Consider the following 25,312-nt stretch of genomic DNA (forward strand, 5'->3'; position numbering starts at 1 on the left):
TCCCCTCAAACCGGCACTTTCCATATGTCGGTCGCATATTCTCTTATCGTGCGATCGGATGAAAACCAGCCCATCCGCGCAACATTGTGGATCGCCTTTTTCCCCCAGAGCGCCTGATCCTGCCACATGGCATCCACGCGCCGCTGGGCAGCGGAATAGCTGTCGAAATCGGCCGCCACCATGAACCAGTCATGGTCGTAAATGCCCTGCACCAGATCCTTGTAGCGATCCGGATCGTCCGGCGAAAAGACGCCCCCAGCAATCGCGTCCAGCGCCTGCCCGAGTTCCCGGCTCTGGCCGATGACGTCGCGGGGATGATAGCCCTGAGCGCGCCGCTCGTTCACCTGAGCGGCGGTCAGGCCGAAGATCACGATATTCTCGTCACCCACATGATCGCGCATCTCGACATTGGCGCCGTCCAGCGTGCCGATGGTGAGCGCGCCATTGACCGCGAACTTCATATTGCCGGTGCCCGACGCCTCCATGCCCGCCGTCGAAATCTGCTCCGACAGGTCCGCCGCCGGGATCATTACTTCGGCAAGGCTGACATTGTAATTGGGTACAAATTGTAGCTTCAGCAGCCCCTGCACGGCGGGATCGTGATTGACTGCCCGCGCCACGTCGCCCGCCAGCTTTATGATCAGCTTGGCATTATGATAGCTGGGTGCCGCCTTGCCGCCGAACAGCTTGACCCTGGGCACCCAGTTCTTTTCCGGATGCGACCGGATCTGGTCGTAGAGCGAAACCGCCTCGATGATATTGAGCAACTGCCGCTTATATTCATGGATGCGCTTGATCTGGATGTCGAACAAAGCCGCCGGATCGATCCGGGCATTCACCCGCTGCCGCAGCAGATCGGACAGCGCCGCCTTGTTGCCGCGCTTCACGGCCAGGAATTTCTCCTGGAAACCACTGTCTTCCGCGAACGGATCGAGGTCCCGCAGCGCTTCGGGATCATCCATGAAGCGGTCGCCTATCGCCTCGCGGATCAACTCGAACAGGCCATGATTGCACTGCATCAGCCAGCGGCGGAACGTCACGCCATTGGTCTTGTTGTTGATCCGCGTCGGATAGAGTTGATGGAAGTCGGCAAAGACCGTCTCCTTCATCAACTCTGTATGCAGTGCCGACACGCCGTTGACGCTGTGCGATCCGGCAAAGGCCAGATTGCCCATGCGCACCCGCCGCTCGCCGCCTTCATCGATGAGGGAAATCGTGCCGATCGCCCTGTCGTCGAACTTGCCGGACCGCCGCGCCTCGCCCAGCAGACGGCTGTTCACGGCGTAGACGATCTGCATGTGCCGGGGCAGAAGCCGCTCGAACAACGGGACCGGCCAGCTTTCCAGCGCCTCGGGCAGCAGCGTGTGATTGGTGTAGCTGAACGTCCGGCGCGTGATGTCCCACGCCTCGTCGAAATCGAGGCCGTGATTGTCGAGGAGCAGCCGCATCAGCTCCGCCACGGCGACCGCCGGATGCGTGTCGTTGAGTTGGATCGCCGCCTTGTCCGCCAAGGTCCGCACATCTCCGAAATATTGGATATGCCGCCGGATGATGTCCTGCAAAGAAGCGGAGGAGAAGAAATATTCTTGCCGCAACCGCAATTCCTGCCCCGCCGGCGAACTGTCGGCCGGATACAGCACCCGCGTCAGCGACTCCGCCCGGTTGCTTTCCGTCAGCGCGCCCAGATGGTCGCCCGCGTTGAAACGGTCGAGCAGGATCGGGTCGATCGGCTGCGCTTCCCAGAGGCGCAGCGTGTTGACGCGCTTGCCCCGCCAACCCGCGATCGGCGTGTCATAGGGCGTCGCGATCACCCGTTCGGCGGGCCGCCAGCGCATCTGGTGCGGGCTGGCATCCTCATTTTCCGATGGATCGACCCGGCCGCCAAAGCCGATTTCGTAACTCGCCTCGCGCCGTTCGAACTCCCAGGGATTGCCGTGGGTCAGCCAGGTTTCGGGCAGCTCCACCTGCCAGCCGTCGGAAATCTCCTGCCGGAACATGCCGTTCACATAACGGATGCCATAGCCATAGGCGGGCACGTCGACCGTCGCCATGCTTTCCATGAAACAGGCCGCCAGCCGCCCCAGGCCGCCATTGCCCAGCGCTGCGTCCGGCTCCAGCGCGGCGATGATGTCGATGTCGACGCCCAGCGAACTCAGCGCCACCTGCATGTCGTCCAGCATTTCCATGTTGGACGCGGCATCGCGCATCAGTCGGCCGATCAGGAACTCCAGGCTCAGATAATAGACCCGCCGCCCCTGCGCCTCATAGGTTTTTTCAGTGGAATCGATCCACGCATCGATCACCCGGTCGCGAATGGCCAGAATGACGGCATGCAGCCAGTCATGCGGCTTCGCAGCCGTTGCGTTCTTGCCGATGCGATAGGTCAGCCGCTCGACGATCTCATGGGCAAGAACCTCCGGATCGACCTGCCGGGGAGCGGGCTTGGGAAGGGTCGGTTGGCCTTTGAGGTTCATGGCGTGTGCCCCTTTTGCCGTGAGTCCGGGCGGATGATTGCACGGCCCCTTCCCCTCGCCAACAGCAAATTTTGCAGCGCAGCAATCCTAGGGGCGTTTTCTCTGGCGATCGACGATCGCGTCGCGAATGCCCCGCCGCAATTCGGCCCGCACCGGATAGGTGCTGGAAGGGAAATGCTGGGTCATGAAGATGCCGATCAGCCGTTCCACCGGATCGATGAAGAAGAAGGTCGAAAACACCCCGCCCCAATAATATTCCTGCGTCCCAAGGTCGATCGCGAAACCCAGCCCGAAACCGACCCCCGCATAGTCCGCTTCACTGAACATGGAGGAGGACAGGCTGGCCAAATCCTTGCCCCCCGGCAGATGATTGACGTGCATCGCCGCCACCGTCTCGGGCTTGAGCAGGCGCACCCCATTCAGCTCCCCGCCCCGCAGCAGCATTCGGGCGAAGCGGTGATAATCCGTCGCGCAGGACACCAGCCCTCCGCCGCCGGAACGCAGCTTCAGTGGCCTGCGCCAGCCACTGCGCGAACCGCGATCATAGAGCGACAGCGCGCCGTCCGCCCCCAATTGCCAGGCATCGGTCATCCGCTCGACACGATCCTCCGGCAACTCGAAGAAAGTGTCGGCCATGCTCAGCGGATCGAAGATGCGCTCGCGGAAATAGCGCTCCAGATCGAGGCCGCTGAGGCGCTCCACCACCACGCCCAGCACGTCGGTCGACACCGAATAGTTCCACCGCTCACCGGGCGAAAATTCCAGCGGCAGCGAGGCGAGCGCGGCGATGAACTCATCCGAACTGCGCCTCTGCTGAAATTCGTCGAGGCCAAGGTCGCGGTAACGCGCATCGATCGCCGTCTGCCGCTGCAAGCCATAGGTGAGGCCTGAGCTGTGCCGCAGCAGGTCGACCATCAGCATCGGCCGCTTCATCCGGCCCTTGCCGTCAGCGCCAACAGCCAGACCGGAAAATTCAGGCAAGACCTTCGCCACCGGATCATCCAGCGCTACCGCTCCCTGCTCGACCAACATCATGAACGCCACCGAGGTCACGGGCTTGGTCATGGAGGCGATGCGATACAATGCATCCTCCCGCAAAGGCTCGCCCGTCGCCCGCGCCATGCCGCTGCGGACCGAGACGACAGGCTGCTCGTCACGCGATACCAGCAATTGCATATGGGGCAGCTTGCCCGGCGCGACATAGGTTTCATGAACGAAGTCGACCAACGCCTGCAATTTCCCGGCATCCATGCCTGCGGTCCGCGCCGCCGCTACGTCCACCTGCCCGCTCACCTGCCCTGGCGCCTGCATCATGCCTCCTGCCTGTCCGCCCATCGGCCCTAGAACAGGCGCGGGCGCAGGTAAATGCCAAGCGCCCTCCGCTGCTTGCCCGTTGCAACGCCCCCATCGGCCCTTTATGGCAACCGCCTGATCCCACTGGACGCAAGTTCTTCATGGCTACCGGCCTCTCCGCCATCTTCCTGCATAATCGCCCCGCGCTGATGCGCTTTTTGCGCGCCCGTGGCGCCGGGGACGAATCCGAAGACCTGTTGCAGGACATGTGGATGAAATTGGAGGAGAAGGATCTGGGGCCGATTGCCGATCCGCTGCCCTATCTCTACCGCATGGCGAACAATCTGATGCTGGACCGCTATCGTTCCGCCACCCGGCGCGAGCGGCGCGAACAGGATTGGGCGGAGGGCGCGGGCGGCGTCATGGCCGACCCGTCGGAGGACATTGCGATCGACGAACGGCTGATCCTCACCGAAAGGCTGGAGGAGGCCCGCGCCGTGCTGCGATCGCTTGGCCCCCGCGTCGAACTGGTGTTCCGCCGTTTCCGCATCGAGGGCGTCGGGCAAAGGCTGATCGCGGAAGAATTGGGCGTCAGCCTGACCACCGTGGAGAAGGATCTGCAAAAGGCCTATCGTGCCATGATCGCCCTCAAGCAGAAAATGGATACGGAATGAGGCATGCGGCGGCGTCTGGCTCAGATGAGGGGCTGAAATGAACAGGGCTGGAGCCATGATGAATGAGGAGGCGCTCGGATGGGTCATCCGCACGCGCGATCCTGAATTTGCCGATTGGGAAGCCTTCACCACATGGCTGGAGGCTGATCCGGCGCGTGCGCCCGTTTACGACGCGCTGATGGCGGCCGATGCCGATCTGGCCGGGATCGTTCCGGCAGAGCCTGTCACCATCGCCACGCCCGCCAATGATGCAGGAAGCCGCGGATGGAGGCCGGTGCGCTGGCTGGCTGGCGGCGCGATCGCGGCGGCTCTGGTTGGAGTGGTTTCCGTCGGCCTTCTCAATCGCCCTGACATCTACACCGTCACCACCCGGCCCGGCGAAACGCGCAGCATTGCGTTGGACGATGGCACGCGGGTCGAACTGAACGGCGGCACGACCATGCGCTTCGACCGGCATGATGCGCGTTTCGCGGCGCTCGACAGCGGCGAGGCGGCCTTCACCGTCCAGCATGACGCCGCCAATCCTTTCCGCGTGACCGTGGGCGATGCACTGTTCGAGGATGCGGGCACCGTCTTCAACATCGTCCACACCGGCGGCGCCACCCGCATCGCCGTGTCCGAAGGCAAGGTGATCTACAATCCGAAGGCCGAGGCGATCGCCCTGCCCGCCGGCCGGGGACTGAGCGAGGACGAGAGCGGCCTGCGCGTCATGGACATCGCCACGGATGCCGTCGCGAGCTGGCGCCAGGGCCGCCTGACCTATGCCAATGCCCCAGTGACGCAGATCAGCGCGGACATCGCCCGTTCGCTGGGGGTCCGGCTCAACGCCACGCCCGGCGCGGGCGCGGTGCGCTTTACCGGCACGATCCGCCTTGATCGCGATACCGTGCGTTTCTTTGGCCAGGCCGCTCCGCTGATGGGCCTTAGCGCCGTCAAACAGGGCGACGGATGGCTGTTGAAGGAGGGGGATGGCCCGCCACGCTGACGTCCTTTTCGTCACCGCCCTCGCCATAACGGCCGCTTCGCCTGTGCAAGCGGCGGAAAGACAAGAAATCAGCATCGCCTCCGGTCGGCTGGGCGAGGCGGCGATAGCGCTCGGCCGCCAAACGGGCGCCAGCATCGGCATGTCGGATCAGTCGCTCACCGGGATCGCTACTCCCGCCGTCCATGGCCGCTTGTCTGTGGAAGGCGCGCTCAAGCGCCTGCTCAAGGGCAGCGGCGCCAGCATCCGGCGGATCGACGGCAGCACCTATCGGATCGTCCGGGAACGCGTGGCCCGCGAGCCTCGCGTCGCCGCCACCGTCCCTGCATCGGAAATCGAGCAGGAACCCGCCGACATCATCGTCACCGCCTCCAAGCGGGACACGTCCCTTCCCCGCTATGCCGGGATGGTCGATGTGGTGAGCGACAATGCCTTTACGGCCGGAGAGGCGGCGGGCGGCACCGCCAGCCTGATCTTCCGCGTGGCGAGCCTCAGTTCTACCCATGCCGGTGCGGGGCGCAACAAGCTGTTCGTCCGCGCCATCGCGGACTCCGGCGTCGCCGGACCGACCCAGGCGACGACAGGGCAATATCTGGGGGACATGCGGCTCAATTATGCCGCGCCCGACCCGGACCTGAAGCTCTACGACATGCAGGGCGTGGAGGTGCTGGAGGGGCCGCAGGGCACGCTCTATGGCGCCGGTTCGCTGGGCGGCATCATACGCATGATCCCCAATGCGCCCAATCTGGGTCAGGCAGGCGGGCAGATTTCCGCCGGGTTCAGCGCAACGCAGCATGGCGATCCGGGTGGCGACCTTGCCGCGACGATCAACCTGCCCATCGCCATGGAGAAGATCGCGCTGCGCGTCGTCGGCTATGGCGTGCAAGACGGCGGCTATATCGACGATGTCCTGCGCCACAAGGATGACGTCAACCGCACCCGCACCTATGGCGGCCGTGCGGCGCTGCGGTTCGCGCCGGACGAGAACTGGACCATCGACCTCACCGGCGTCTACCAGCGGATCAAGGCCGACGACGCCCAATATGCCGCCAAGCTGATCGGCAACCTCGAACGCGCCTCCGCCGTCGCCCAGCCCTATTCGTCGGATTATGCGCTCGCCAATCTCAGGGTAGAGCGGCAATGGGACGATCTGCGCTTCGTGTCTTCGACCGGCTTCGTGCGCAACATCCTCTCGGAAAGCTATGACGCGACCCAGTATGACCCGGCTGGGGCGGACGGCCCCGCCGCCCTGTTTCGGCAAAGGAACAAGGTCGACATCTTCTCCACCGAAAACCGCATCGTGCGCGATCTGGACAATGGCCTGGGCTGGATATTGGGCGCCTCCTATCTGGAAAGCACGTCCGACATCAAGCGGTCGCTGACCTCCTTCGGCACGGCGCCGATGCAGCCGCAGGTCATTCCCGGCGTGCCGATGTACGGGCGCGGCATGCCCGCGACCTCCACCGGCGTGCGCAACAGCATCCGCGAAGCGACGCTTTTCGGGGAAGCCTCGTTCGAGCCGGTCCCAGGTCTGATCGCCACGATCGGCGGGCGTCTGACCAACAGCCGCCTGAGCGGCGAAGCGCTCGATCCCATCGCTGTCCTGTCCATGGCCGCCATCGCGCGGGCCGAGGCCCAGGCGAACCGGAACGAAACGATCTTCCTCCCATCCTTCTCGCTGCTGACCGATAGCTTGCCCGGCATGACGCTCTACGCCCGTTTCCAGCAGGGCTTCCGTCCCGGCGGCCTTGCGGTCGATGACCAGCATATCCAGCGCTTTCGCAACGACCGCGCCTCCACCCTGGAATTCGGCTTTCGCAAGGGCGTGCCGGGCGTCGATGCGGTCGCGCTGACCGGCAATGTCGCCCATACGAAATGGAAGGACATCCAGGCCGACGTCACCGACCGGATCGGCATTCCCACCACCGCCAATATCGGGGATGGACGCATCTATACGGTGGAGGGCCGCATCGCCGTCCGCCTCATGCCGCGCCTGACGCTGGACGGCAGCATCATCTATAATGGCAGCCGCCTCAGCCGCCCCGCGCAATTCGTGCGGCTGCTCTCCTATGAGGGGCAGTCGCTGACCCTGCCCAATGTCGCCAATCTGGGCGGGCGCATCGGCTTCGACTATCGTGCGCCGGTGGGCAAGGACATGCAATTTCACCTCAGCGGATCGGCGCGCTATGTCGGCAAGTCCCGGCTGGGCGTGGGGCCGATATTGGGGCGGGAACAGGGCGACTATGTCGACACCGCGCTCAGCGCCGCGCTGACGCATGGGACGGTACAATGGTCGCTGTCGCTCTCCAACCTGCTCGACAGCAGCGGCAACCGCTTCTCGCTCGGTACGCCCTTCGACCTGCGTGGGGATTATGTGACGCCGCTGCGCCCGCGCACCGTCCGGCTGGGGCTGGATTTCGCCTTCTGATCTTGCATCGCATTATTTTTATCTGACGGAACAGGCGTTTCAGCGCCGTCTCCCGCGCATAGGCGCTGATTAAAAAGGGCGCACGCAGAGGAGACATCATGCGCAATCTACTGGCCTGCACGGCCATCGCTTCCGTTCTGGCCGCCCTCACAGTGGCCGAGGCGGCAGCGGAAACCACTATCGGTTCCGCCACCACCACCGCCGTCAAGACCTCCACCGCAGCGAATGGCTCGGCCGATGACGTGACGGTCAGCTCCACAGGCTCGATCACGCTGACCAGCGGCACCGCCATCACCCAGGACAGCAACAACAAGGTGAGCAATGCCGGCACGCTGAAGATTTCGAACGCTGACGGCGCGACTGGGATTCTCACGACGGCGGGGACCAGCGGCAACATCACGCACAGCGGCACGATCACGCTGGACGAGGATTATACCGCCACCGATAGCGACAGCGACGGCGATGTGGACGGCGCCTTCGCCAAGGGGTCGAACCGCAACGGCATCTGGGTCCAGTCGGGCGCGGCGCATAGCGGCAATATCGACAGCAACGGCACGATCACCATCGAAGGCAATCAATCCGCCGGCATCCGCGTCGACGGCCCGCTGGTGGGCAATCTCTCGACCAGCGGCTCCACCAGCGTGATCGGTGACAATGGCTATGGCGTGCGCGCGAATGCGGTCACCGGCAATGTGACGATCCGTGGAACGACCGCAGTGGTGGGTGCCAACAGCGTTGGCGTAGCGCTGCAGGGCGATGTCACCGGGGCGGTCAAGATCCAGGGCACGATCACCAGCACCGGCTATCGCTCCACCTCCCGTCCCACCGACGTTTCGAAACTGGACGCGGACGATCTGCTGCAGGGCGGATCGGCGGTGACGATCGCGGGCAATGTCACGGGCGGCGTGATCTTCGACATTCCCCCGACGCTCGACAGCACCAAGCCCGATGTCGACAATGACGGGCTGACCGACGCCAGCGAGGGTTCCGCCACCGTCATCACCTATGGCTCCGCCGCCGCCGTGCGGATCGGATCGGCCACGAGCGACACGAGCATCGGCGCGGTGGTAGCGGAAAGCTCCGGCTATAGCCTGATCGTCAAGGGCTCGATCGCGGGTTACGGCATTTATGACGGCATCGCCGCAAACGGCCTGGCCATCGGCGGGCTTGGCGGCAATGTGACGCTGGCCAAGGGCATGTTGATCGCGGGATCGGTCGGCGCGGTTTCCTATGACAGCAATGCGACCGCCGTCCGGCTGGGCAGCGGCACGAACGCCGATACTATCCAGATCAGCGGCACCATCGGCGCAACCGGCTCCAACCTGGCAGGGACGTCGGCGCATGCGCTGGTGATCGACGCGGGCGCCGTGGGCCGCGCCATCGTCAACAGCGGCACCATCGCCGCTACGGCGCTCAGCGCTGAAAAGGGGACGGCCATTGCCATTCTCGATTCCTCGGGCACCGTGTCGACCCTGAGCAATAGCGGCGCCATCACGGCATCGGGCGGCAAGACCGGATCGAACGTCGCCATAGACCTGACCGCCAACAACAGCGGCGTCACCCTGACCCAATCGCTCGCCTCCGCGACGGCGGCCGCGCCGAAGATCAGCGGCGACGTGCGGCTTGGGTCGGGCAACGATGTCGTGACCGTCTCCGCGGGCGCGATCACGGGCAATGTCGATCTGGGGGCGGGTAGCAACAGCCTGGCGCTGTCCGGCGCCCCCACCCTGGCAGGAAATGTGACGCTGGGCGGGAACGGTTCCAGCCTCGGCTTGGCGGGAAGCGCGCGGATCAATGGCGGAGTGGATTTCGGCGGCAGCGCGTCGACCCTGACCCTGTCCGATACGGCCGCGCTCAACGGCGCGATCAGCAATGCCGCCAACACCGCGGTCATCCTGAATGGCGGCACGCTCAACGCCAGCAACAAGGGCACGGTCGCGCTGGCATCGCTGGCGGTCGGCGGCTCCTCCGTCATCGGCGTCACGATCGACGCGGCCAACGGCACCAACACGCTCTACGATGTCGCCGGAGCCGCCACCTTCGCCAGCGGTGCGCAGGTCAAGGCGACGCTGAGCAGCGTCGTCGGATCGGAGGGCGATTATGTCATCGTCCGCGCCGGATCGCTGAGCGGCACGCCCGCTCTCTCCAGCACGACGCTGATCCCCTATATGTTCAAGGGCGCCATAGCCAGCAACGCGTCGACCGGAGAGGTGACGTTGTCGATCGCCGCCAAGACGGTGTCCGAACTGGGCCTCACCGGATCGCAGGCACGGGCCTATGACGCGGTCTTCAACGCGCTCGACAAGGACAGCGCCTTCGCCAGCACCTATCTTGCTATCACGGACGGCGACACGCTGAAGGCCGATCTGCAACAAATGCTGCCCGACCATGCGGGCGGCGCGTTCGAGGCAGTGACGGCGGGTTCGCGGGCAACCGCACGCATCCTGTCCGACCCCGGAGGCATCTATCGCACGGGCGACGGCCATCTGGGCTTCTGGCTGCAACAGATGGCGTTCGGCAGTTCCAAGAGCGTGGGCGACACAGCTTCCTATGACATCAACGGCTGGGGAGCGAGCTTCGGCGCGGAGTATCTAACGGGAATCGGCGCCTTTGGCGGATCGTTCGCCTATATTCACGGCAGCGATTCTTCGGGCAGCACCAACAATGCGGTCGATTCAGACCAGTTCGAACTGGCGGCGCACTGGCGTGGCGACTTTGGCCCGCTCCAGACCTATGCCCGGCTGTCGGCGGCCCATATCAAATTCGACGGCAGCCGCCATTTCGAAAGCGGCGACGTCGTTCGCACCGCCGACGGCAATTGGACCGGCAAGCTGTTATCCGCGACGGCGGGCGGCTCCTATGAGATGCGCTTCAATCGTTTCTCCCTGCGCCCGGCGGCCGGCATCGATTATTACCGCCTCAAGGAAGACGGCTATGGCGAAACCGGCGGTGGCGACGCGTTCAACCTGATCGTCGAGGGGCGTACCAGCGATGAACTGACCGCCAGCGGCAATGTGACGGTTGGCTATGATTTCGGCAGCCTCAACCGCGAGGACGGCTGGAGGCGGTTCGAGCTGGAAGGCGGCCGTCGCCAGATCATCGGCGGATCACTGGGCGACACCACCGCGCATTTCACCGGCGGCGAGGACTTCACCCTGGTGGCCGACAAACGCACCAGCGGCTGGACCGGCCGCGCCCGCCTTATCGGCGGCACCGAGAGTTTCCGCGTCGGCGGCGAATTCGGCGCGGAACAACAACAAAATCACGTCGCCATCTCCTTACGCGCGACGGTTAACTTCATCCTGTGACGTCTAAGGCGTGATTTCGAGCCGGATGAACATCCACCGGCTCGGGAATGACGACTCTTGAATTGGCGGGCCGCACCCCACAGACCCTCCCAGGCCCGCCAGTCAGCCATGACATAAACCCGGTCCCACGGGGTCATGGCCTTAAACGGAAGGGGCGCTGCCTCCCCCGGCAGCGCCCCTTTTATTTGCCTTTCAGGGCCGGATCGCGAAATCGAAGATTCGCGCGCCGCCCGTGCCCCCGCCCCACATGCCGGGACCGGAACCGGCGCTGACCGAATAAAGAAAGCCATATTCGCCCGCCCCCAGATCCGCCTTAGGCATGACCTTGAAGACGCCGGGTGCGACCTGTTCATAGTCGAAGGCGATGCGGTCCTTGTCCATCACGCCGGATTTGGCGCCGCCCAGATTCATGCTGCCCACGCGGGTTTCGCGGCGATCCTTCTTCACATCGAACTGTATCAGGCTGAATTCATTGGGCGAAGTGATCGCGGTCGCCGGGCCTGCCAGCCAGAGCGAAGGCGTCCCCGCTTGCGACAGGCTGCGATTGGCTTCGTCGAAATAGAAATAAAAGATAGGCCGCGCCTTGCCCGATGCGATCCGGGCGCTGACATTGGGAATGACCGCCTTGATGCTGAGAGAGGCGATGCCGCCGGTGAACGCATAGCCCAAAATGCCGCCGGTCTTGCTCTGGTTGGAAATGGTGGGGTCGATCCGCGCCATGCGGGCGGTCGAAGCGCCCTCCATCAGCATGTAGATGCCCGATGGATGCGGGACCATCGGATCGGGGGAGTCCGCCGACATCGCCGCTTTGGAAGAGGTGATGCCCTGTGACCCCGCCTCGATCATCGCGGCGATGACGGGGCCGGACACGCCGCTTTTCTTGAGCGCGATCAGATCGTCGGTGGACAGCTTATATTGGGCAGGCGACGCCTTGATCTTGGCGATGACGGCCTCGTCGCCCAACCCCGCCGTCACCAAAGCCACGACGCTTTCGTTATTGAGCGTTTCGGCTCGCGCTGTCGCGGACAGCGCGCACGCCGCAAGGCAAAGCCCCACGGCCAAAATTCCCCTGTTCATACCAACCCCCAAAAGAAAAAGCCCGGCATCCCCATGCCGGGCTTTCATGTCGCTTAACCCAAGGCCTTTTTGATCAGTTCGTTGACGACCTGCGGATTGGCCTTGCCCTGCATGGCCTTCATCGTCTGGCCGACGAAGAAGCCGAACAGCGCTTCCTTGCCCGCCTTATACTGCTCGACCTTGTCGGCATTGTCGGTGAGGATCTTGGCCACGGCCGCTTCAATGGCGCCGGTATCGCTGGTCTGCTTCAGGCCTTTTTCCTCGACAATCCTGGGCGCGCGCCAAATCTCTCCCTTGGCGCCGGTTTCGAGCATGATCTCAAACACCTGCTTGGCGATCGTGCCGGAAATCGTGCCGTCCGCAACGAGAGCCAGCAGTTCCGCGCCTTCCTCGGGCCCGACCGGGCTGTTCTCCAGCGTCTTGCCCAGGCGGTTGAGCGCGCCGTAAAGCTCCGACAGCAGCCAGTTGGCCGATGCCTTGGCAACTTCGCCCTCGCTCTTCTTCTGGATGCGCGCACCTTCGGCCAGCAGCGCCTCGAACCAGCGGGCGGTGTCGGCATCGGCGGTCAGCGTGGCGGCGTTATAGGCGGACAGCCCCAGATCCTGCTCATAGCGCTGGCGCTTGACGTCCGGCAGTTCCGGCAGCGACTGTCGGCAATCCTCCAGAAACGCGTCGTCCAATTCCAGCGGCAGCAGGTCCGGATCGGGGAAATAGCGATAGTCATGCGCGTCTTCCTTCGACCGCATGGAGCGCGTTTCATTCTTGTCCGGATCGTAGAGGCGGGTTTCCTGCACAATCTTGCCGCCGGCCTCCAGCACGTCGACCTGACGGCTGGCCTCATATTCGACCACCGCCATGACGAAGCGGACGGAGTTGACGTTCTTCGTCTCGGTGCGGGTGCCGAACTCTTGCCCCGGCTTGCGGACCGAGACGTTGACGTCGGCGCGCATCGAGCCCTGATCCATATTGCCGTCGCACGAGCCGACATAGCGCAGGATCGTCCGCAACTTCGACAAATAGGCGCCAGCCTCGGCGGGCGAGCGCATATCGGGCTTCGACACGATTTCCATCAGCGCCACGCCCGAACGGTTGAGGTCGACATAAGAGCGCGTCGGATGCTGGTCGTGCATCAGCTTGCCCGCATCCTGCTCGACATGGATGCGCTCGATACCGATCCGCTTGGTTTCGGCGTCGGGGTTCTTCTCATCGAGATTGATCTCGATCTCGCCCTCGCCCACCAGCGGATGGTAGAGTTGGCTGATCTGATAGCCCTGCGGCAAGTCCGCGTAGAAGTAGTTCTTGCGGTCGAAGCGCGACCATTTGTTGATCTGCGCATTGATCGCCATGCCGGTGCGCACCGCCTGCCGGATGCACTCGCGGTTCGGCACGGGCAACATGCCAGGCATGGCCGCGTCGACCAGCGACACCTGCGTATTCGGCTCAGCGCCAAATGCCGTGGCGGCGCCGGAAAAGAGCTTCGCCTGGCTCGTCACCTGCGCATGGACTTCCAGGCCGATCACGACCTCCCACTCGCCGGTTGCGCCCTGAATGCGATAGGTTGATTCAGTCATCTTATTTACCAAACTTTTCTAAAAGCAGATCGATTTCTGTTTTCAGCATGACGGCGTCCGGACCACCGGTATCAATTCCACGCAGTGTTCGCTCAAGAACATCTGCATACTGCGGGAATTTTCTTAGCTCATAAAGGATAGCTACCGCTTCAAAGCGAGAATTTTCTTTGCTACCAAGCTTCGTCATCAGGCTAAAAAATTTCTCGAACTCACGAAATGCCTGCTCTCTGCGCTGACTAGTTACATATTGAACAGCCGACCAAGCGAGAGCGCACAAAGGAACAACTAGTCCACCCCACGCTATCCAGTCGGTAAATGTTGAGACTTCCATCTACCACCACTTCTCCGGCCGTGCCGTGAAGCCCGCACGCTCCTCAATGGCTAGGCCCGCGTTCAGCACGGTCTGCTCGTCCAGCGCCTTGCCGATGATCTGCAAGCCCAGCGGCAGCCCCTGCGCGTCCAGCCCGCCCGGCACCGCCATCGCAGGCAGCCCCGCCAGCGACGCCGGCACGGTGAAGACGTCATTCAGATACATGGCGAGCGGATCGGCCTGCTTCTCGCCCAATGCGAAGGAGGCGCTCGGCGCGGTCGGCGTCAGCAGCAGGTCGCACTTCTCGAACGCCTGCTCGAAATCGCGGGCGATCAGCGCCCGGACCTTCTGCGCCTGCGTATAATAGGCGTCGTAGAAGCCCGCCGACAGCACATAGGTGCCGATCATGATGCGGCGCTTGACCTCCGGCCCGAAACCGGCGGCGCGGGTGGCGGCATACATGTCCTGCAAGCCCGCCCCATCGGGCAGGTCGCGCTGACCGTAGCGCACGCCGTCATAGCGGGCGAGGTTCGAGGAAGCCTCGGCCGGCGCGATGATATAATAGGTCGGCAGCGCATATTTGGTGTGCGGCAGCGATACTTCCACCACCTCGGCGCCCGCATCCTTCAGCCACTCAATGCCGCGATCCCACATGGCGGAGATTTCCGCGTTCAGGCCATCAGGGCGATATTCCTTGGGAATCCCGATCTTCTTACCCTTGAGATTGCTCGACAAATTGGCTTCCCACTGCGGCACGGCCAAATCGAGCGAAGTCGAATCCTTGGGATCGAAGCCCGCCATGCTTTCCAGCAGGATCGCATTGTCGCGCACCGTCCGCGCCATCGGCCCCGCCTGATCGAGCGACGAGGCAAAGGCCACGATGCCCCAGCGCGAGCAGCGGCCATAGGTCGGCTTGATGCCCGAAATGCCGGTGAAGGCGGCAGGCTGGCGGATAGACCCGCCTGTATCGGTCCCAGTCGCCGCCGGGCACAGCCGCGCCGAAATCGCCGCCGAAGAACCCCCCGAGGAGCCGCCGGGCGCCAGCGCGGCATTATCACCACCGCCGCGCCGCCACGGCGAGATCACATTGCCGAAATAGCTGGTCTCATTGGACGAACCCATGGCGAACTGGTCGAGATTGAGCTTGCCCAACATGCCCGCGCCCGCATCCCACAGCTTCTTCGAAACGGTGGACTCGTAGGTTGGCTTGAAACCCTCCAGCATGTGCGAAGCGGCTGTGGTCTGCACGCCTTCGGTGCAGAACAGATCCTTCATGCCGATCGGCACGCCCGAAAGCGGCTTCAACGCCTCCCCTGCGGCCTTCGCCTTGTCGGCCGCATCGGCGGCTTCCAGCGCCTTTTCCGGCGTCTCGACGATGAAGGCGTTCAGCGCCTTGGCGGCAGCGACATTGGCGTTGAACGCCTCCGCCACTTCCCGCGCCGAAAAGTTGCCGCCACGGAAACCATCACGGATTTCTGCTACGGTAAGATCAGTGAGATTGCCCATTATTCGATCACCTTCGGCACCGCGAAAAAGCCGTGTTCAGCTTGCGGCGCATTCGCCAACACCTTGTCGCGGACATTGCCGTCGGTGACGGCATCCTCGCGCAGGCGCAGATGGTTGGGGATGACGGCGGTCATCGGCTCGACGCCGGTCACGTCCACCTCGCCCAGTTGCTCCACCCAGCCAAGGATGTTGTTGAGTTCGGGCACCATCGCCTCCGCTTCGGCATCCGTTACCGAAATGCGCGAAAGGCTGGCGATCTTTTTCACGGTTTGAAGGTCTATCGACATGCGCCGCCGCTACCATTGGCGTCCCCAGGCTTCAAGTCCTTGCGCACATGTCACGCTTGCGCCAGACAGAGACGCATCAGCATAGCACCCAATATGGAGAGCGCCGGTTGGCCCGCAAATTCCTCTATGTCGTCGCCGGCCTGATCGTGCTGGTGATCGCGGCATTGCTGGCCTATCGCATCTGGGGGATGCAGTTGATCCGTGCGGTGATGGTCCCGCGGGAAGCCTTTACGCAAATTCCGCCACTGCCCGCCAACGCCTATGACGATCCGAAAATGTGGATCGCCCGCCCCGACATCGTGAAGGACAATCCCGCGCTCTGGACCCCGGAAGGAGTGAAGGATGCCCCCCCAACGGAAAAGGCGGCGGTCTTCTTCATCCACCCGACCTCCTACATCACCACGCTGGGCGACGCGCATTGGAACATGCGCCTGGACGATCAGGAATCGCTCGCCACCGCCAGCCGTTTCGTGAAGAATCAGGCGAGCGCCTTCAACGCCGTCGGCGCGATCTGGGCGCCACGTTATCGCCAGGCCAATTACGGCGCCTTCCTGACCGACAAGCCCGCCGGCGATCAATCCCTCGCCGCCGCCTATCGCGACGTCGCCCAAGCCTTTGCCGCCTTCCTCAAGGCCAATCCCGATGGCCCGCTGATCCTTGCCGCACATAGTCAGGGGTCTCTCCATCTGCTCAAGCTTCTGCGCGAGCAGGTCGCCGGCAAGCCCGTCGCCGATCGCATCGCGGCCGTTTACGCCGTGGGCTGGCCGATCTCGGTCGAGGCGGACCTCCCTGCCCTCGGCCTTCCCGCCTGCGCGCGGCGCGACCAGTCGCACTGCATCGTAAGCTGGCAAAGCTATGCCGAACCGGCCGATCCCTCCGCCGTGATCGAAAGCTTCGAGCGCAAGCCCAGCTTCACCGGCACGCCCCACAAGGGCACGCACATGCTCTGCACCAATCCGATCACCGGCGCCTTCAACGGAGCCGCCCCGGCCAGCGCCAATCGCGGCACGCTGGACGCCCGCGATGCCGACAAGCCGACCCGGCTGGTCCCCGGCATAGTTCCGGCCCGTTGCGACACCAGCGGGGTGCTGATGATCGGGGAGCCGGTCGACATGGGTCCGTTCACCTTGCCGGGCAACAACTATCATGTGTATGACTATGCCCTGTTCTGGGCCGACGTCCGCGAGGACGCAAAGCAACGGCTCGCCGTCTTTCTGAAGAAGTAACCATGTCCATCCTGACTGCCGACCGCGCGGCCTTTCGCGAAGCCTTGCCTCATGGCGGCCGCCTGATCGGGCTGGATGTCGGCACCAAGACCATCGGCCTCGCGCTGTGCGACGCGGGCTGGTCCATCGCCAGCCCCGCCCATACCATCAGCCGGGGCAAGTTCACCAAGGACAAGATCGCGCTCACCGCATTCATGGAACAGCAGCAGGTGAAGGGCGTGGTGATCGGCCTGCCGCTCAACCTCGACGGCAGCGAGTCCCCGCGCAGCCAGGCCAGTCGCGCATTTGCCCGGAACATAGCGGATCTGAGCCTGCCCATCCTGCTTTGGGACGAGCGCTGGTCTACCCAGGCGGTGACGCGCACCCTGCTCGAAGCCGACGCCAGCCGAGCCCGTCGGGATGAGTTGGTCGACAAGCTTGCAGCGAGTTATATCCTGCAAGGCGCGATCGACGGGTTGATGGCTGGCTTCTAGGTTGTAGTGACGATTTAATCATTTGAGCCATAGCATGATGCTGGCGAGTTTGACGAAGCCGAGAAAGTTTGCGGCGAGCTTGTCATAGCGGGTGGCGATGCGTCGCCATTGTTTGAGCTTGGCGAAGAAGCCCTCAATGCCCCAGCGGTGTTTGTAGGCGATGCGGTCGTAGGGATGTTGATATTTGCGATGGCGGCGAGGCGGGATGACCGGTTCGCCGCCTTGCTCGTAGATGAGGTCGTGCAGGCTGTCGGCATCGTAGGCGCGGTCAGCCAGAACCTTGCCGGCCGGGATGCCGCGGATCAGATCATGGGCGGGTGCCATGTCGTTCTGCTGACCGGGGCCGAGGATGAAGCGGATCGGCAAGCCAAGTGCATCGACTACGGCGTGTACTTTGGTGCCGAACCCTCCTCGCGAGCGGCCGAGAGCCTGGGCTTGAGCGCCCCCCTTTTAACCCGTGCCCCAGCCGCCTGGGCCTGAGCGCGGATCACAGTCGCATCGATCGCCAGCCACTCAATGTCGGGATCATCCGACACGGCCTCGAAGATCCGGTCGATCACGCCCTGCTGGACCCAGCGATAATAACGCCGCTTGGCCGTCTGATAGGGGCCGAACTTCTCCGGCAGATCACGCCAGCGTCCGCCTGACCGGGCCAGCCAAAGCAACGCATCGAGAAACAAACGCCCGTTACTGCGCGGGCCGCGCTTGCCCTTGCGTCCCCCCGGAACGAACTCACGCAGCCGCTCCCATTGATCGTCCCGAAGCACTTCGCCTTCCACACCAGCCTCCAAAAGCCAGTGGTGAATCACAAATCGGCGACGACGTGAATCCCTAAAATGTCACTACGCCCTAGAGCAGAATCCGACCCGATTGCATCGGATCGGCTGCTCTAAACCTTTGTTTTGCCGCGTTTTCCGAGTCAGCAGATGATTGGCTTCGCCGAACTGCCGTTTCTATCTGCTTAGAAAACCCTCTAACCAGTTCCGTTCGTTTCGAACGAAGCATTGGCTACATGGCATCCCGCCCATAGACATCGGGCAGGAACTGCACTCCGTTCCCGGAAGGCACTGCCGTCAGATAAGTCAGATAGACCGGCACCGGCTGGGGCAGCGGTTCATGCTGCTCGGGCTTGTCGCTGTCGACCGTCAACGGCTTCCCGAAGAACCAGCGTCCCAGCCGTTGCGCATCCTCCAGCCGCACACAGCCATTGCTGAACTGCCGCGCCGGTTTCGCCAGCAGATCGCGGGAGGGCGTGTCGTGCAGATAGATGCCCAGGTCGTTGGGGAACATGAACTTGACTTTCCCCATGGCATTGTCGCCACCGGGAAGCTGCCGCACGCGCAATTCGGTGCGCCCATCGGCCACTGCCCGCCAGTCGATATTGGCCGGATCGACCCTCTGCGCATTGGCGCTCCAATCCGTCAGCGCCTCATAATGTTTCTTCGTGAAGCTGTCCCCTGCCAGCATCTTGGGCGCCAGCTTCCGCTCGACCAGGTCGGACGGCACATTCCAATAGGGATTGAGCGTCGCATAACGCACCATGCCCGCCATCATCGGCGTCTGGCTTTCCTTCGCGCCGACGACGACCTTCATCGTGCCGTCCTGCGCGCCCTTGCTGAAATACCAGAGCCGCGCCGAAGCCGCGTCCACCACCACATGCCGCACATAGGGGCCGGGCAGCAGCCGCGTCCGCTCCAGGTTGAGCGCAATCAGCCGGTCATAATAGTCGTCGCCCCGATTAAGCGCCTGAATCGTCGCCGCGCCCGCAACGCCATCGGGCTTCAAGCCATGATCGCCCTGGAAGGCCTTCACCTTTGCCACCAGCGCCTTGTCATAGGCTGCGCCATTGTCCAGCCCCAGCCGCTGCCGAAGAGGCGCGGCACCGGACTTCATGCCGGGACGCAGCCTCACGTCGGTCGGCACGGCAACCCGCGGCAGGCCAGCCCAGCGCTTGGCAAAGCCCCCTCGCGCATCGCGCAGCTTCACGTAAAAGGGGCTCATCCAGCCGACAGACCGAAGATAGTCGACAAAGGATGGCGCCACCGCAGCGGCGCGCAAAATCTCCTTCGGCTCCTCATCCTTCGGTTCAACCTCCGGGTCGAGATAGCGTACCTTCACTTTGCGCGAGGGTTTGCGCATGTCGCCCACCAGAGCGGCGAAAGCCTTGGAAAAGGCGAGGTCCGCCCGTGCCAGCATCTTGGGATCGCCGCTCGCGCCAGCCTCCTTCATCAAATCTTTCAGGGCGCGGGAATCATAATCCCTGGGCTTCAACCCATCCGCATCCGCGCTCTCGATCAGAGCGATCAGCGCATCGCCTTGCGGACCAACCCTGTCCTTCTCGATCCAGAGCGGCCAATAGCCGCGAGGGCCGTAGAAATCCCTGAGCTTCCCACCGACAGACGAACGGATTTCCGCCGCCACGCTGGTGCGCGCGGTGTCCGAAGCGGCACTGGGTTGTGCGATGACTTGTCCAGGCCATGCGGCAAGCATCAGCGCTGGAACCAGAATCGTCCGAAGGAAGGGGGCGCGGCATCGCTGCCGCGCCCGAAAATATGCCTTTGTCAGCCGCGTTCTCCACGACGCGAGGGCGGCGGAGGTGGCGGAGGCGGCGGGCAGGGCGGACCCTGAACCTCATGATACATGCCGTCCGGCGAATAATAGCCGTCGACGATGCCATCGCCGTTGCGGTCCGCCGCAACGGTGCCGCTGATCGCGCCGGGGCCGACCGGCGGCGCAGGAGCGACAGGTTCATCCTTCGTCGACGCGCATGCGCTCAATGCGAGCGCCGTGCCGCCGAGAAGCGCCAATAACCTGATCTTCATACCCTCTCCCTTGGCGCTACGAGGACCGTGCGCCGGCTAGAATTTGGACGCTGCGGATTGCAGCGCAAGTGTAACGACCGGGCATTGAATTCGATTCCATTACTCGCCCGCAATGACGACGAATCGTGCCTAATCAGCGATTAACCGTTTTGGCGGCGCGGCCTTCAATAGCAACGCGCTCCTGCGAGGGCAGGAGCACGAACCGCGTAAGGGAAGCTTCAGCCCTCGACCCACTCCGCCGAAGATACGCCCTGCGCGTAAAGCAGTACGGACAGATCGCCATGCACGATCTCTGCCGCAGCCGCTTCCCGGGTCTTGGGCTTGGCATGATAGGCAACGCCCAGCCCGGCCCCCTGGATCATCGGAATGTCGTTGGCGCCGTCGCCCACGGCCAGGGTCAAGGTCCGGTCGATCCCGCCTTCGATCGCCGCCTCCAGTTCGGCCCTTTTGCGTGCCGCGTCCACGATCGGCGCAGTGACCGTGCCCAGCAAAGCGCCGTCCGCGATCTCCAGCACATTGGCGACGGCGGCATCGAAGCCGATTTCCTCCGCCACAGGTCCGGTGAAGCGCGTAAAGCCGCCCGATACGAGCAGGGTCTTTGCCCCCCTCTCCTTCATCGTGCGCACCAGAGTCCTGGCGCCCGGCATGATCTTCACCCGCTCGGTCCGGCATTGGTCGATGGCCGCATCCGCCAGCCCCTTGAGCAAGGCCACCCGCTCATGCAACGCGCCCGCAAAGTCGAGTTCGCCCCGCATCGCCCGCTCGGTGATTTCGGCAATTTGTGCCTTGATCCCGGCATAGTCGGCCAATTCGTCGATGCACTCGACGGTGATCATGGTGGAATCCATGTCCGCGATCAGCAGCTTCTTCTCGCGGCCCTCTGCCGATTGAACGATCACATCCACCTTGTCGCCAATGCCGGTCAGCGCGGCCCGCCCCGCGATCGGATCGCTCCCGAAGAAAATGTCCGCCGCCTTGCCCTCGTCCAGCCACTTGCTATCCACCGGCGCGCAACCCGCCGTGGCCAGCCGCCCGACAGCTTCGGCAATATCTTCCTGACTCAAGGCGCCACTTGCCACTAAGGTCGCAACGAACATGGATACTCCCACAACAACAGACCCTGAAAAAATGGGGGGCGAATCCCGCCCGCGCGTCGCGCTTATTGCCGGGCCTACCGCCAGCGGCAAGAGCGCGCTTGCGCTTCGCCTTGCCCGCGCGGCGAACGGCATCGTCATCAACGCCGACGCCAGCCAGGTCTATGCCGACCTCCAGATTCTTTCCGCCCGCCCGAGCGAAGAGGAGATGACCGGCGTCCCACACCGCCTTTTCGGCCATATCGACGGCCGCGAAGCCTGCACCGCCGCCCGCTGGGCCGCCGAAGCCCGCGCCGAAGTGAACAAGGCGCATGGGGCAGGGCATTTGCCCATCCTCGTCGGCGGCACCGGCCTCTACCTGCGCACGCTGCTCGACGGAATCGCCCCGGTCCCGGACATAGACCCCGCCATCCGCGCAGCCATCCGCGCCATGCCGGTGGCGCAGGCCCATGCCGCGCTGGCGAAGGAAGACCCCGAAGCGGCCGCCCGCCTCGCCCCGGCCGACACCACCCGCGTCGCCCGCGCGCTGGAGGTGGTCCGCTCGACCGGCAAGCCCCTCGCGCAATGGCAACAGCACAAGACCGGCGGCATAGGCGACCGGATCACGCTCTCGCCCATGATCCTGCTGCCCCCCCGCGACTGGCTGATAGCCCGCTGCGACCTGCGTTTCGAGCAGATGGTAGATGAAGGAGCCGTAGCGGAAGTCGAAGCCCTGCTCGCCCGAAATCTTTCCCCCGACCTCCCCGTCATGCGCGCCATCGGCGTGCCGGAGATCGCCGCCTGGCTGGCGGAAGAAATCGACCGCGAGGCGATGCTTGAGCGCGGCCGGATCGCGACCCGCCAATATGCCAAACGGCAATATACCTGGTTTTCCCGCCAGCCTCCGGCGCACTGGGCGCGGGAAACACGGCAGATTGATGACAAAATAGCAGATGAATTGGTAATTAAATTACAACATTAGCGGTTGACTTGCCATTTTATGTCTAATAATGGCAGCCGCCTTGCCTTCGGTCCGCTTCTGGAGCAGAGGGCGCAGCAAATATCCAACGGAAGGATCTATCGTGGCCGAAAAGAGCGGCGCGGACATATTGGTTGAGTGCCTGATCGACCTGGGGGTCGAGGTCGTGTTCGGCTATCCGGGCGGCGCGGTGCTGCCCATCTATGACGCACTCTTCAATCATCCGAAGATCCGCCACATACTCGTCCGCCACGAACAGGGCGCGACCCATATGGCGGAGGGCTATGCCCGCTCGACAGGCAAGCCGGGCGTCGTGCTCGTCACTTCCGGCCCCGGCGCGACCAACGCCGTCACGGGCATCACCGACGCGCTGATGGATTCCATCCCGATGGTCGTCATCACCGGCCAGGTGCCGACGCAGCTCATCGGCACCGACGCTTTCCAGGAAGCCGACACGGTCGGCATCACGCGCCACTGCACCAAGCATAATTATCTGGTGAAGTCGCCCGGCAAACTGGCCAGCGTCGTCCATGAGGCGTTCCATATCGCCACCACCGGTCGCCCCGGTCCTGTCGTCATCGACATTCCGAAGAATGTCCAGATCGCGACCGCCCCGTATAAGAAACCGGAAAGCTTCGAGCATGCCAGCTACCGCCCGCAGACCAAGGCGGACCCGGTCGCCATCGCCCACGCGGTCGAGATGCTGGCGGCTGCCGAACGGCCGATCTTCTATACCGGCGGCGGCGTCATCAACTCCGGCCCGGAAGCGAGCGAACTGCTGCGCGAGATCGCGGCGCTGACCGGCGCTCCGGTCACATCGACGTTGATGGGTCTGGGTGCCTTTCCCGCTTCATCCGGCCAGTGGCTGGGCATGTTGGGCATGCACGGCACCTATGAAGCCAATTGGGCGATGAACAAGGCGGACCTGATGATCTGCGTCGGCGCCCGCTTCGACGACCGCGTGACCGGGCGGCTGGATGCCTTTGCACCCCATGCGAAGAAGATCCATATCGACATCGACCGCAGCTCGATCAACAAGACGGTCGAGGTGGACTTGCCGATCATCGCTGATGTCGCCAGCGCCCTCACCGACATGATCGCGCTCTGGAAGGATCGCGGCCACAAGGCGGCGGCCCTCACCGAATGGTGGGCACGGATCGACGGCTGGCGCGCGCGCAACAGCCTGGCCTATCCGGAAAGCCGCGAGGAGATCATGCCGCAGGAGGCGATCGCCCAGCTCTACAAGGCTTCGCGATCGGCCAAGGACGTCATCATCACCACCGAAGTCGGTCAGCACCAGATGTGGGCGGCGCAGCATTTCAGCTTCGATGCGCCCAATAAATGGCTGACCTCCGGGGGCTTGGGCACCATGGGCTATGGCTTTCCGGCCGCCATCGGTGCGCAGTTGGGCAATCCCGACAGCCTGGTCGTCTGCGTCGCGGGCGATGCCTCGATCCAGATGAACATCCAGGAAATGGGCACCGCCAGCCAATATCGCTTGCCGGTCAAGATCTTCATCCTGAACAATGAATATATGGGCATGGTCCGCCAGTGGCAGGAACTGACCTATGAAAGCCGCTATTCCAACAGCTATTCGGACAGCCTGCCCGACTTCGTGAAGCTGGCGGAAGCTTACGGGTGGACCGGCATCCGCATCGAAGGACCGCAGGAACTGGAAGCGGGCATCCGTCAGATGATCGACACGCCCGGCCCGGTGATCGTGGACTGCCGCGTGGCGAAGCTTTCCAACTGCTTCCCGATGATCCCGTCGGGCGCGGCGCATACCGAAATGCTGCTCGACCCCAGCCAGGTCGAAGGCATCATGTCGGATGAGGCGAAGGCGCTGGTGTGAGAGCGATACAGTGACTGGGCACCTGAAGCTCCGCATTCATGTGAGCGAACCGTTCGACTTCGAACGGATCGCAGGCACGTCGGAACTGACGGGCTGGACGGTGGATCATGCCGATCCGGAGAATGAGGATTGGGAAGTTCATCTGGATGCGGGCTTCGATTTTCATGAGCGCCATATCGGCCGCTTGCTGGTCAGCCCACGTTATGTAGGCGAGCATCTCAATCGGATGTTCGATGCGATTGCGGGTTTCCCGGTACGTCTCGCGCACAGGGATGACGGCAGTTGGCACTACGCCTTTACGGGCATGATTTCGCAGCGCCATGAGCGCGAAGAAGCGGATAACGGAACGAACTGATGCATATTCAGGAAGAACTGAGTGAGCGGCACGTCCTGTCGCTGATGGTTTCCAACGAAGCGGGCATATTGGCGCGCATCGCGGGTCTGTTCACCGCGCGCGGCTATAATATCGACAGCCTGACCGTGGCGGACATCACCCCCGATCATGCGATCAGCCGCATCACCATCGTCACCAGCGGCCCGCCCAAGGTGATCGACCAGATCATGGCGCAACTCGACCGGCTGGTGCCGGTGCACAAGGTCACCGACCTCACCGAAAACGGCCCCTTCGTCGAGCGCGAACTGGCGCTGGTCAAGGTCGCCGGCACGGGCGAGGACCGGATCGAGGCGCTGCGCCTGGCCGACGTTTTCCGCGCCAAAGTGGTCGACACGACGATCGAGAGCTTCATCTTCGAGATCACCGGCACGACCGAGAAGATCGATAATTTCATCGGCCTGATGCGGCAAATCGGACTGGTCGAGGTCGGCCGCACCGGCGTCGTCGGCCTGATCCGAGGCAAGGAGCCGAACTGACAGCAATAACCCCTCTCCCACCGGGAGAGGGAGGGGCCTACCGCGCAGCGGTGGGAGGGTGAGGGCGAAAACCCCTCCCCCGCGCGCAGGTGGTTCCCCTCACCGCA

General features: G+C 63.6%; 21 protein-coding genes. 10 read left to right on the plus strand and 11 right to left on the minus strand.

Annotated features, from left to right (window positions below; translation table 11 throughout):
* Positions 1-5 precede the first annotated feature (5 nt).
* Positions 6-2,474, minus strand: a complete 2,469-nt coding sequence (locus VVT58_RS05440; protein ID WP_327754619.1) for a glycogen/starch/alpha-glucan phosphorylase — start codon at positions 2,472-2,474, stop codon at positions 6-8.
* 87 nt (positions 2,475-2,561) lie between these two features.
* Positions 2,562-3,788, minus strand: a complete 1,227-nt coding sequence (locus VVT58_RS05445; protein ID WP_327754618.1) for a serine hydrolase domain-containing protein — start codon at positions 3,786-3,788, stop codon at positions 2,562-2,564.
* Positions 3,789-3,928: 140 nt separating this feature from the next.
* Here VVT58_RS05445 and VVT58_RS05450 point away from each other — a divergent pair, with 140 nt between their 5' ends.
* The 4 genes from VVT58_RS05450 to VVT58_RS05465 all read left to right on the plus strand — a co-directional run bounded on the left by VVT58_RS05450 (position 3,929) and on the right by VVT58_RS05465 (position 11,159).
* Positions 3,929-4,441 carry a sigma-70 family RNA polymerase sigma factor gene (locus tag VVT58_RS05450; RefSeq protein WP_327754617.1) on the plus strand — a complete coding sequence of 171 codons (513 nt, stop codon included), beginning with the start codon at positions 3,929-3,931 and terminating at the stop codon, positions 4,439-4,441.
* A gap of 55 nt (positions 4,442-4,496) precedes the next feature.
* Positions 4,497-5,426, plus strand: a complete 930-nt coding sequence (locus VVT58_RS05455; RefSeq protein WP_327754695.1) for a FecR domain-containing protein — start codon at positions 4,497-4,499, stop codon at positions 5,424-5,426.
* Positions 5,410-7,851: a TonB-dependent receptor domain-containing protein gene (locus VVT58_RS05460; protein ID WP_327754616.1), complete on the plus strand. Its 2,442-nt coding sequence runs from the start codon at positions 5,410-5,412 to the stop codon at positions 7,849-7,851. Before VVT58_RS05455 ends, VVT58_RS05460 begins: the two co-directional genes overlap by 17 nt.
* A gap of 98 nt (positions 7,852-7,949) precedes the next feature.
* Complete coding sequence (locus VVT58_RS05465) at positions 7,950-11,159, plus strand: autotransporter domain-containing protein (protein ID WP_327754615.1); 3,210 nt, start codon at positions 7,950-7,952, stop codon at positions 11,157-11,159.
* A gap of 192 nt (positions 11,160-11,351) precedes the next feature.
* Here VVT58_RS05465 and VVT58_RS05470 read toward each other — a convergent pair whose 3' ends face one another.
* The 5 genes from VVT58_RS05470 to gatC are packed head-to-tail and all read right to left on the minus strand — an operon-like array spanning position 11,352 to position 15,910.
* On the minus strand, positions 11,352-12,236 hold the full coding sequence (locus tag VVT58_RS05470; protein ID WP_327754614.1) for a hypothetical protein: 885 nt from the start codon (positions 12,234-12,236) through the stop codon (positions 11,352-11,354).
* Between the two features lie 53 nt (positions 12,237-12,289).
* Positions 12,290-13,807 carry an Asp-tRNA(Asn)/Glu-tRNA(Gln) amidotransferase subunit GatB gene (gene gatB / locus VVT58_RS05475; RefSeq protein ID WP_327754613.1) on the minus strand — a complete coding sequence of 506 codons (1,518 nt, stop codon included), beginning with the start codon at positions 13,805-13,807 and terminating at the stop codon, positions 12,290-12,292.
* 1 nt (position 13,808) lies between these two features.
* Entirely contained in the window at positions 13,809-14,138 is a 330-nt protein-coding gene (locus tag VVT58_RS05480) for a hypothetical protein (protein ID WP_327754611.1), read from the minus strand.
* Positions 14,139-15,623, minus strand: coding sequence for an Asp-tRNA(Asn)/Glu-tRNA(Gln) amidotransferase subunit GatA (gatA, locus tag VVT58_RS05485; RefSeq protein WP_327754610.1), 1,485 nt, complete (start codon positions 15,621-15,623; stop codon positions 14,139-14,141). It lies immediately after the preceding gene.
* Positions 15,623-15,910 carry an Asp-tRNA(Asn)/Glu-tRNA(Gln) amidotransferase subunit GatC gene (gatC, locus tag VVT58_RS05490; protein WP_046765720.1) on the minus strand — a complete coding sequence of 96 codons (288 nt, stop codon included), beginning with the start codon at positions 15,908-15,910 and terminating at the stop codon, positions 15,623-15,625. Before gatC ends, gatA begins: the two co-directional genes overlap by 1 nt.
* A 107-nt stretch (positions 15,911-16,017) precedes the next feature.
* Between gatC and VVT58_RS05495 the strand changes: the two genes are divergently transcribed.
* Both VVT58_RS05495 and ruvX read left to right on the plus strand, forming a co-directional pair.
* A complete protein-coding gene (locus VVT58_RS05495) occupies positions 16,018-17,136 on the plus strand; it encodes a DUF3089 domain-containing protein (RefSeq protein WP_327754609.1) in 1,119 nt (372 codons plus the stop codon).
* Between the two features lie 2 nt (positions 17,137-17,138).
* On the plus strand, positions 17,139-17,609 hold the full coding sequence (gene ruvX, locus VVT58_RS05500; protein ID WP_327754608.1) for a Holliday junction resolvase RuvX: 471 nt from the start codon (positions 17,139-17,141) through the stop codon (positions 17,607-17,609).
* Positions 17,610-17,627: 18 nt separating this feature from the next.
* On the opposite strand, the gene VVT58_RS05505 is transcribed toward ruvX, so the two are convergent.
* The 4 genes from VVT58_RS05505 to serB all read right to left on the minus strand — a co-directional run bounded on the left by VVT58_RS05505 (position 17,628) and on the right by serB (position 21,528).
* Positions 17,628-18,388 (minus strand): IS5 family transposase gene (locus VVT58_RS05505; protein ID WP_351999964.1). Its coding sequence is split into 2 segments (ribosomal slippage): positions 17,628-18,061 and positions 18,061-18,388, totalling 762 coding nucleotides; the frame shifts between segments, so codons are not numbered across the junction.
* A 229-nt stretch (positions 18,389-18,617) separates the two neighbouring features.
* Entirely contained in the window at positions 18,618-20,099 is a 1,482-nt protein-coding gene (locus VVT58_RS05510) for a L,D-transpeptidase family protein (protein ID WP_327754394.1), read from the minus strand.
* 71 nt (positions 20,100-20,170) lie between these two features.
* Complete coding sequence (locus VVT58_RS05515; protein ID WP_066557323.1) at positions 20,171-20,431, minus strand: hypothetical protein; 261 nt, start codon at positions 20,429-20,431, stop codon at positions 20,171-20,173.
* A 218-nt stretch (positions 20,432-20,649) separates the two neighbouring features.
* A complete protein-coding gene (serB, locus tag VVT58_RS05520) occupies positions 20,650-21,528 on the minus strand; it encodes a phosphoserine phosphatase SerB (protein WP_327754395.1) in 879 nt (292 codons plus the stop codon).
* On the opposite strand from serB, the gene miaA reads away from it, so the two are divergent.
* The 4 genes from miaA (at position 21,527) to ilvN (ending at position 25,205) form a co-directional block, all read left to right on the plus strand.
* On the plus strand, positions 21,527-22,486 hold the full coding sequence (miaA, locus tag VVT58_RS05525; RefSeq protein ID WP_327754396.1) for a tRNA (adenosine(37)-N6)-dimethylallyltransferase MiaA: 960 nt from the start codon (positions 21,527-21,529) through the stop codon (positions 22,484-22,486). The two genes, serB and miaA, sit on opposite strands and share 2 nt — an antisense overlap.
* Before the next feature lie 100 nt (positions 22,487-22,586).
* Positions 22,587-24,335 carry an acetolactate synthase 3 large subunit gene (locus tag VVT58_RS05530; protein WP_327754397.1) on the plus strand — a complete coding sequence of 583 codons (1,749 nt, stop codon included), beginning with the start codon at positions 22,587-22,589 and terminating at the stop codon, positions 24,333-24,335.
* Between the two features lie 10 nt (positions 24,336-24,345).
* Positions 24,346-24,690, plus strand: a complete 345-nt coding sequence (locus VVT58_RS05535; RefSeq protein ID WP_327754398.1) for a hypothetical protein — start codon at positions 24,346-24,348, stop codon at positions 24,688-24,690.
* Positions 24,690-25,205: an acetolactate synthase small subunit gene (gene ilvN / locus VVT58_RS05540; protein WP_066557311.1), complete on the plus strand. Its 516-nt coding sequence runs from the start codon at positions 24,690-24,692 to the stop codon at positions 25,203-25,205. Before VVT58_RS05535 ends, ilvN begins: the two co-directional genes overlap by 1 nt.
* The last annotated feature ends 107 nt before the right edge of the window (positions 25,206-25,312 follow it).

The sequence above is a fragment of the Sphingobium sp. SJ10-10 genome, assembly GCF_036038995.2.
Taxonomy (GTDB): Bacteria; Pseudomonadota; Alphaproteobacteria; order Sphingomonadales; family Sphingomonadaceae; genus Sphingobium.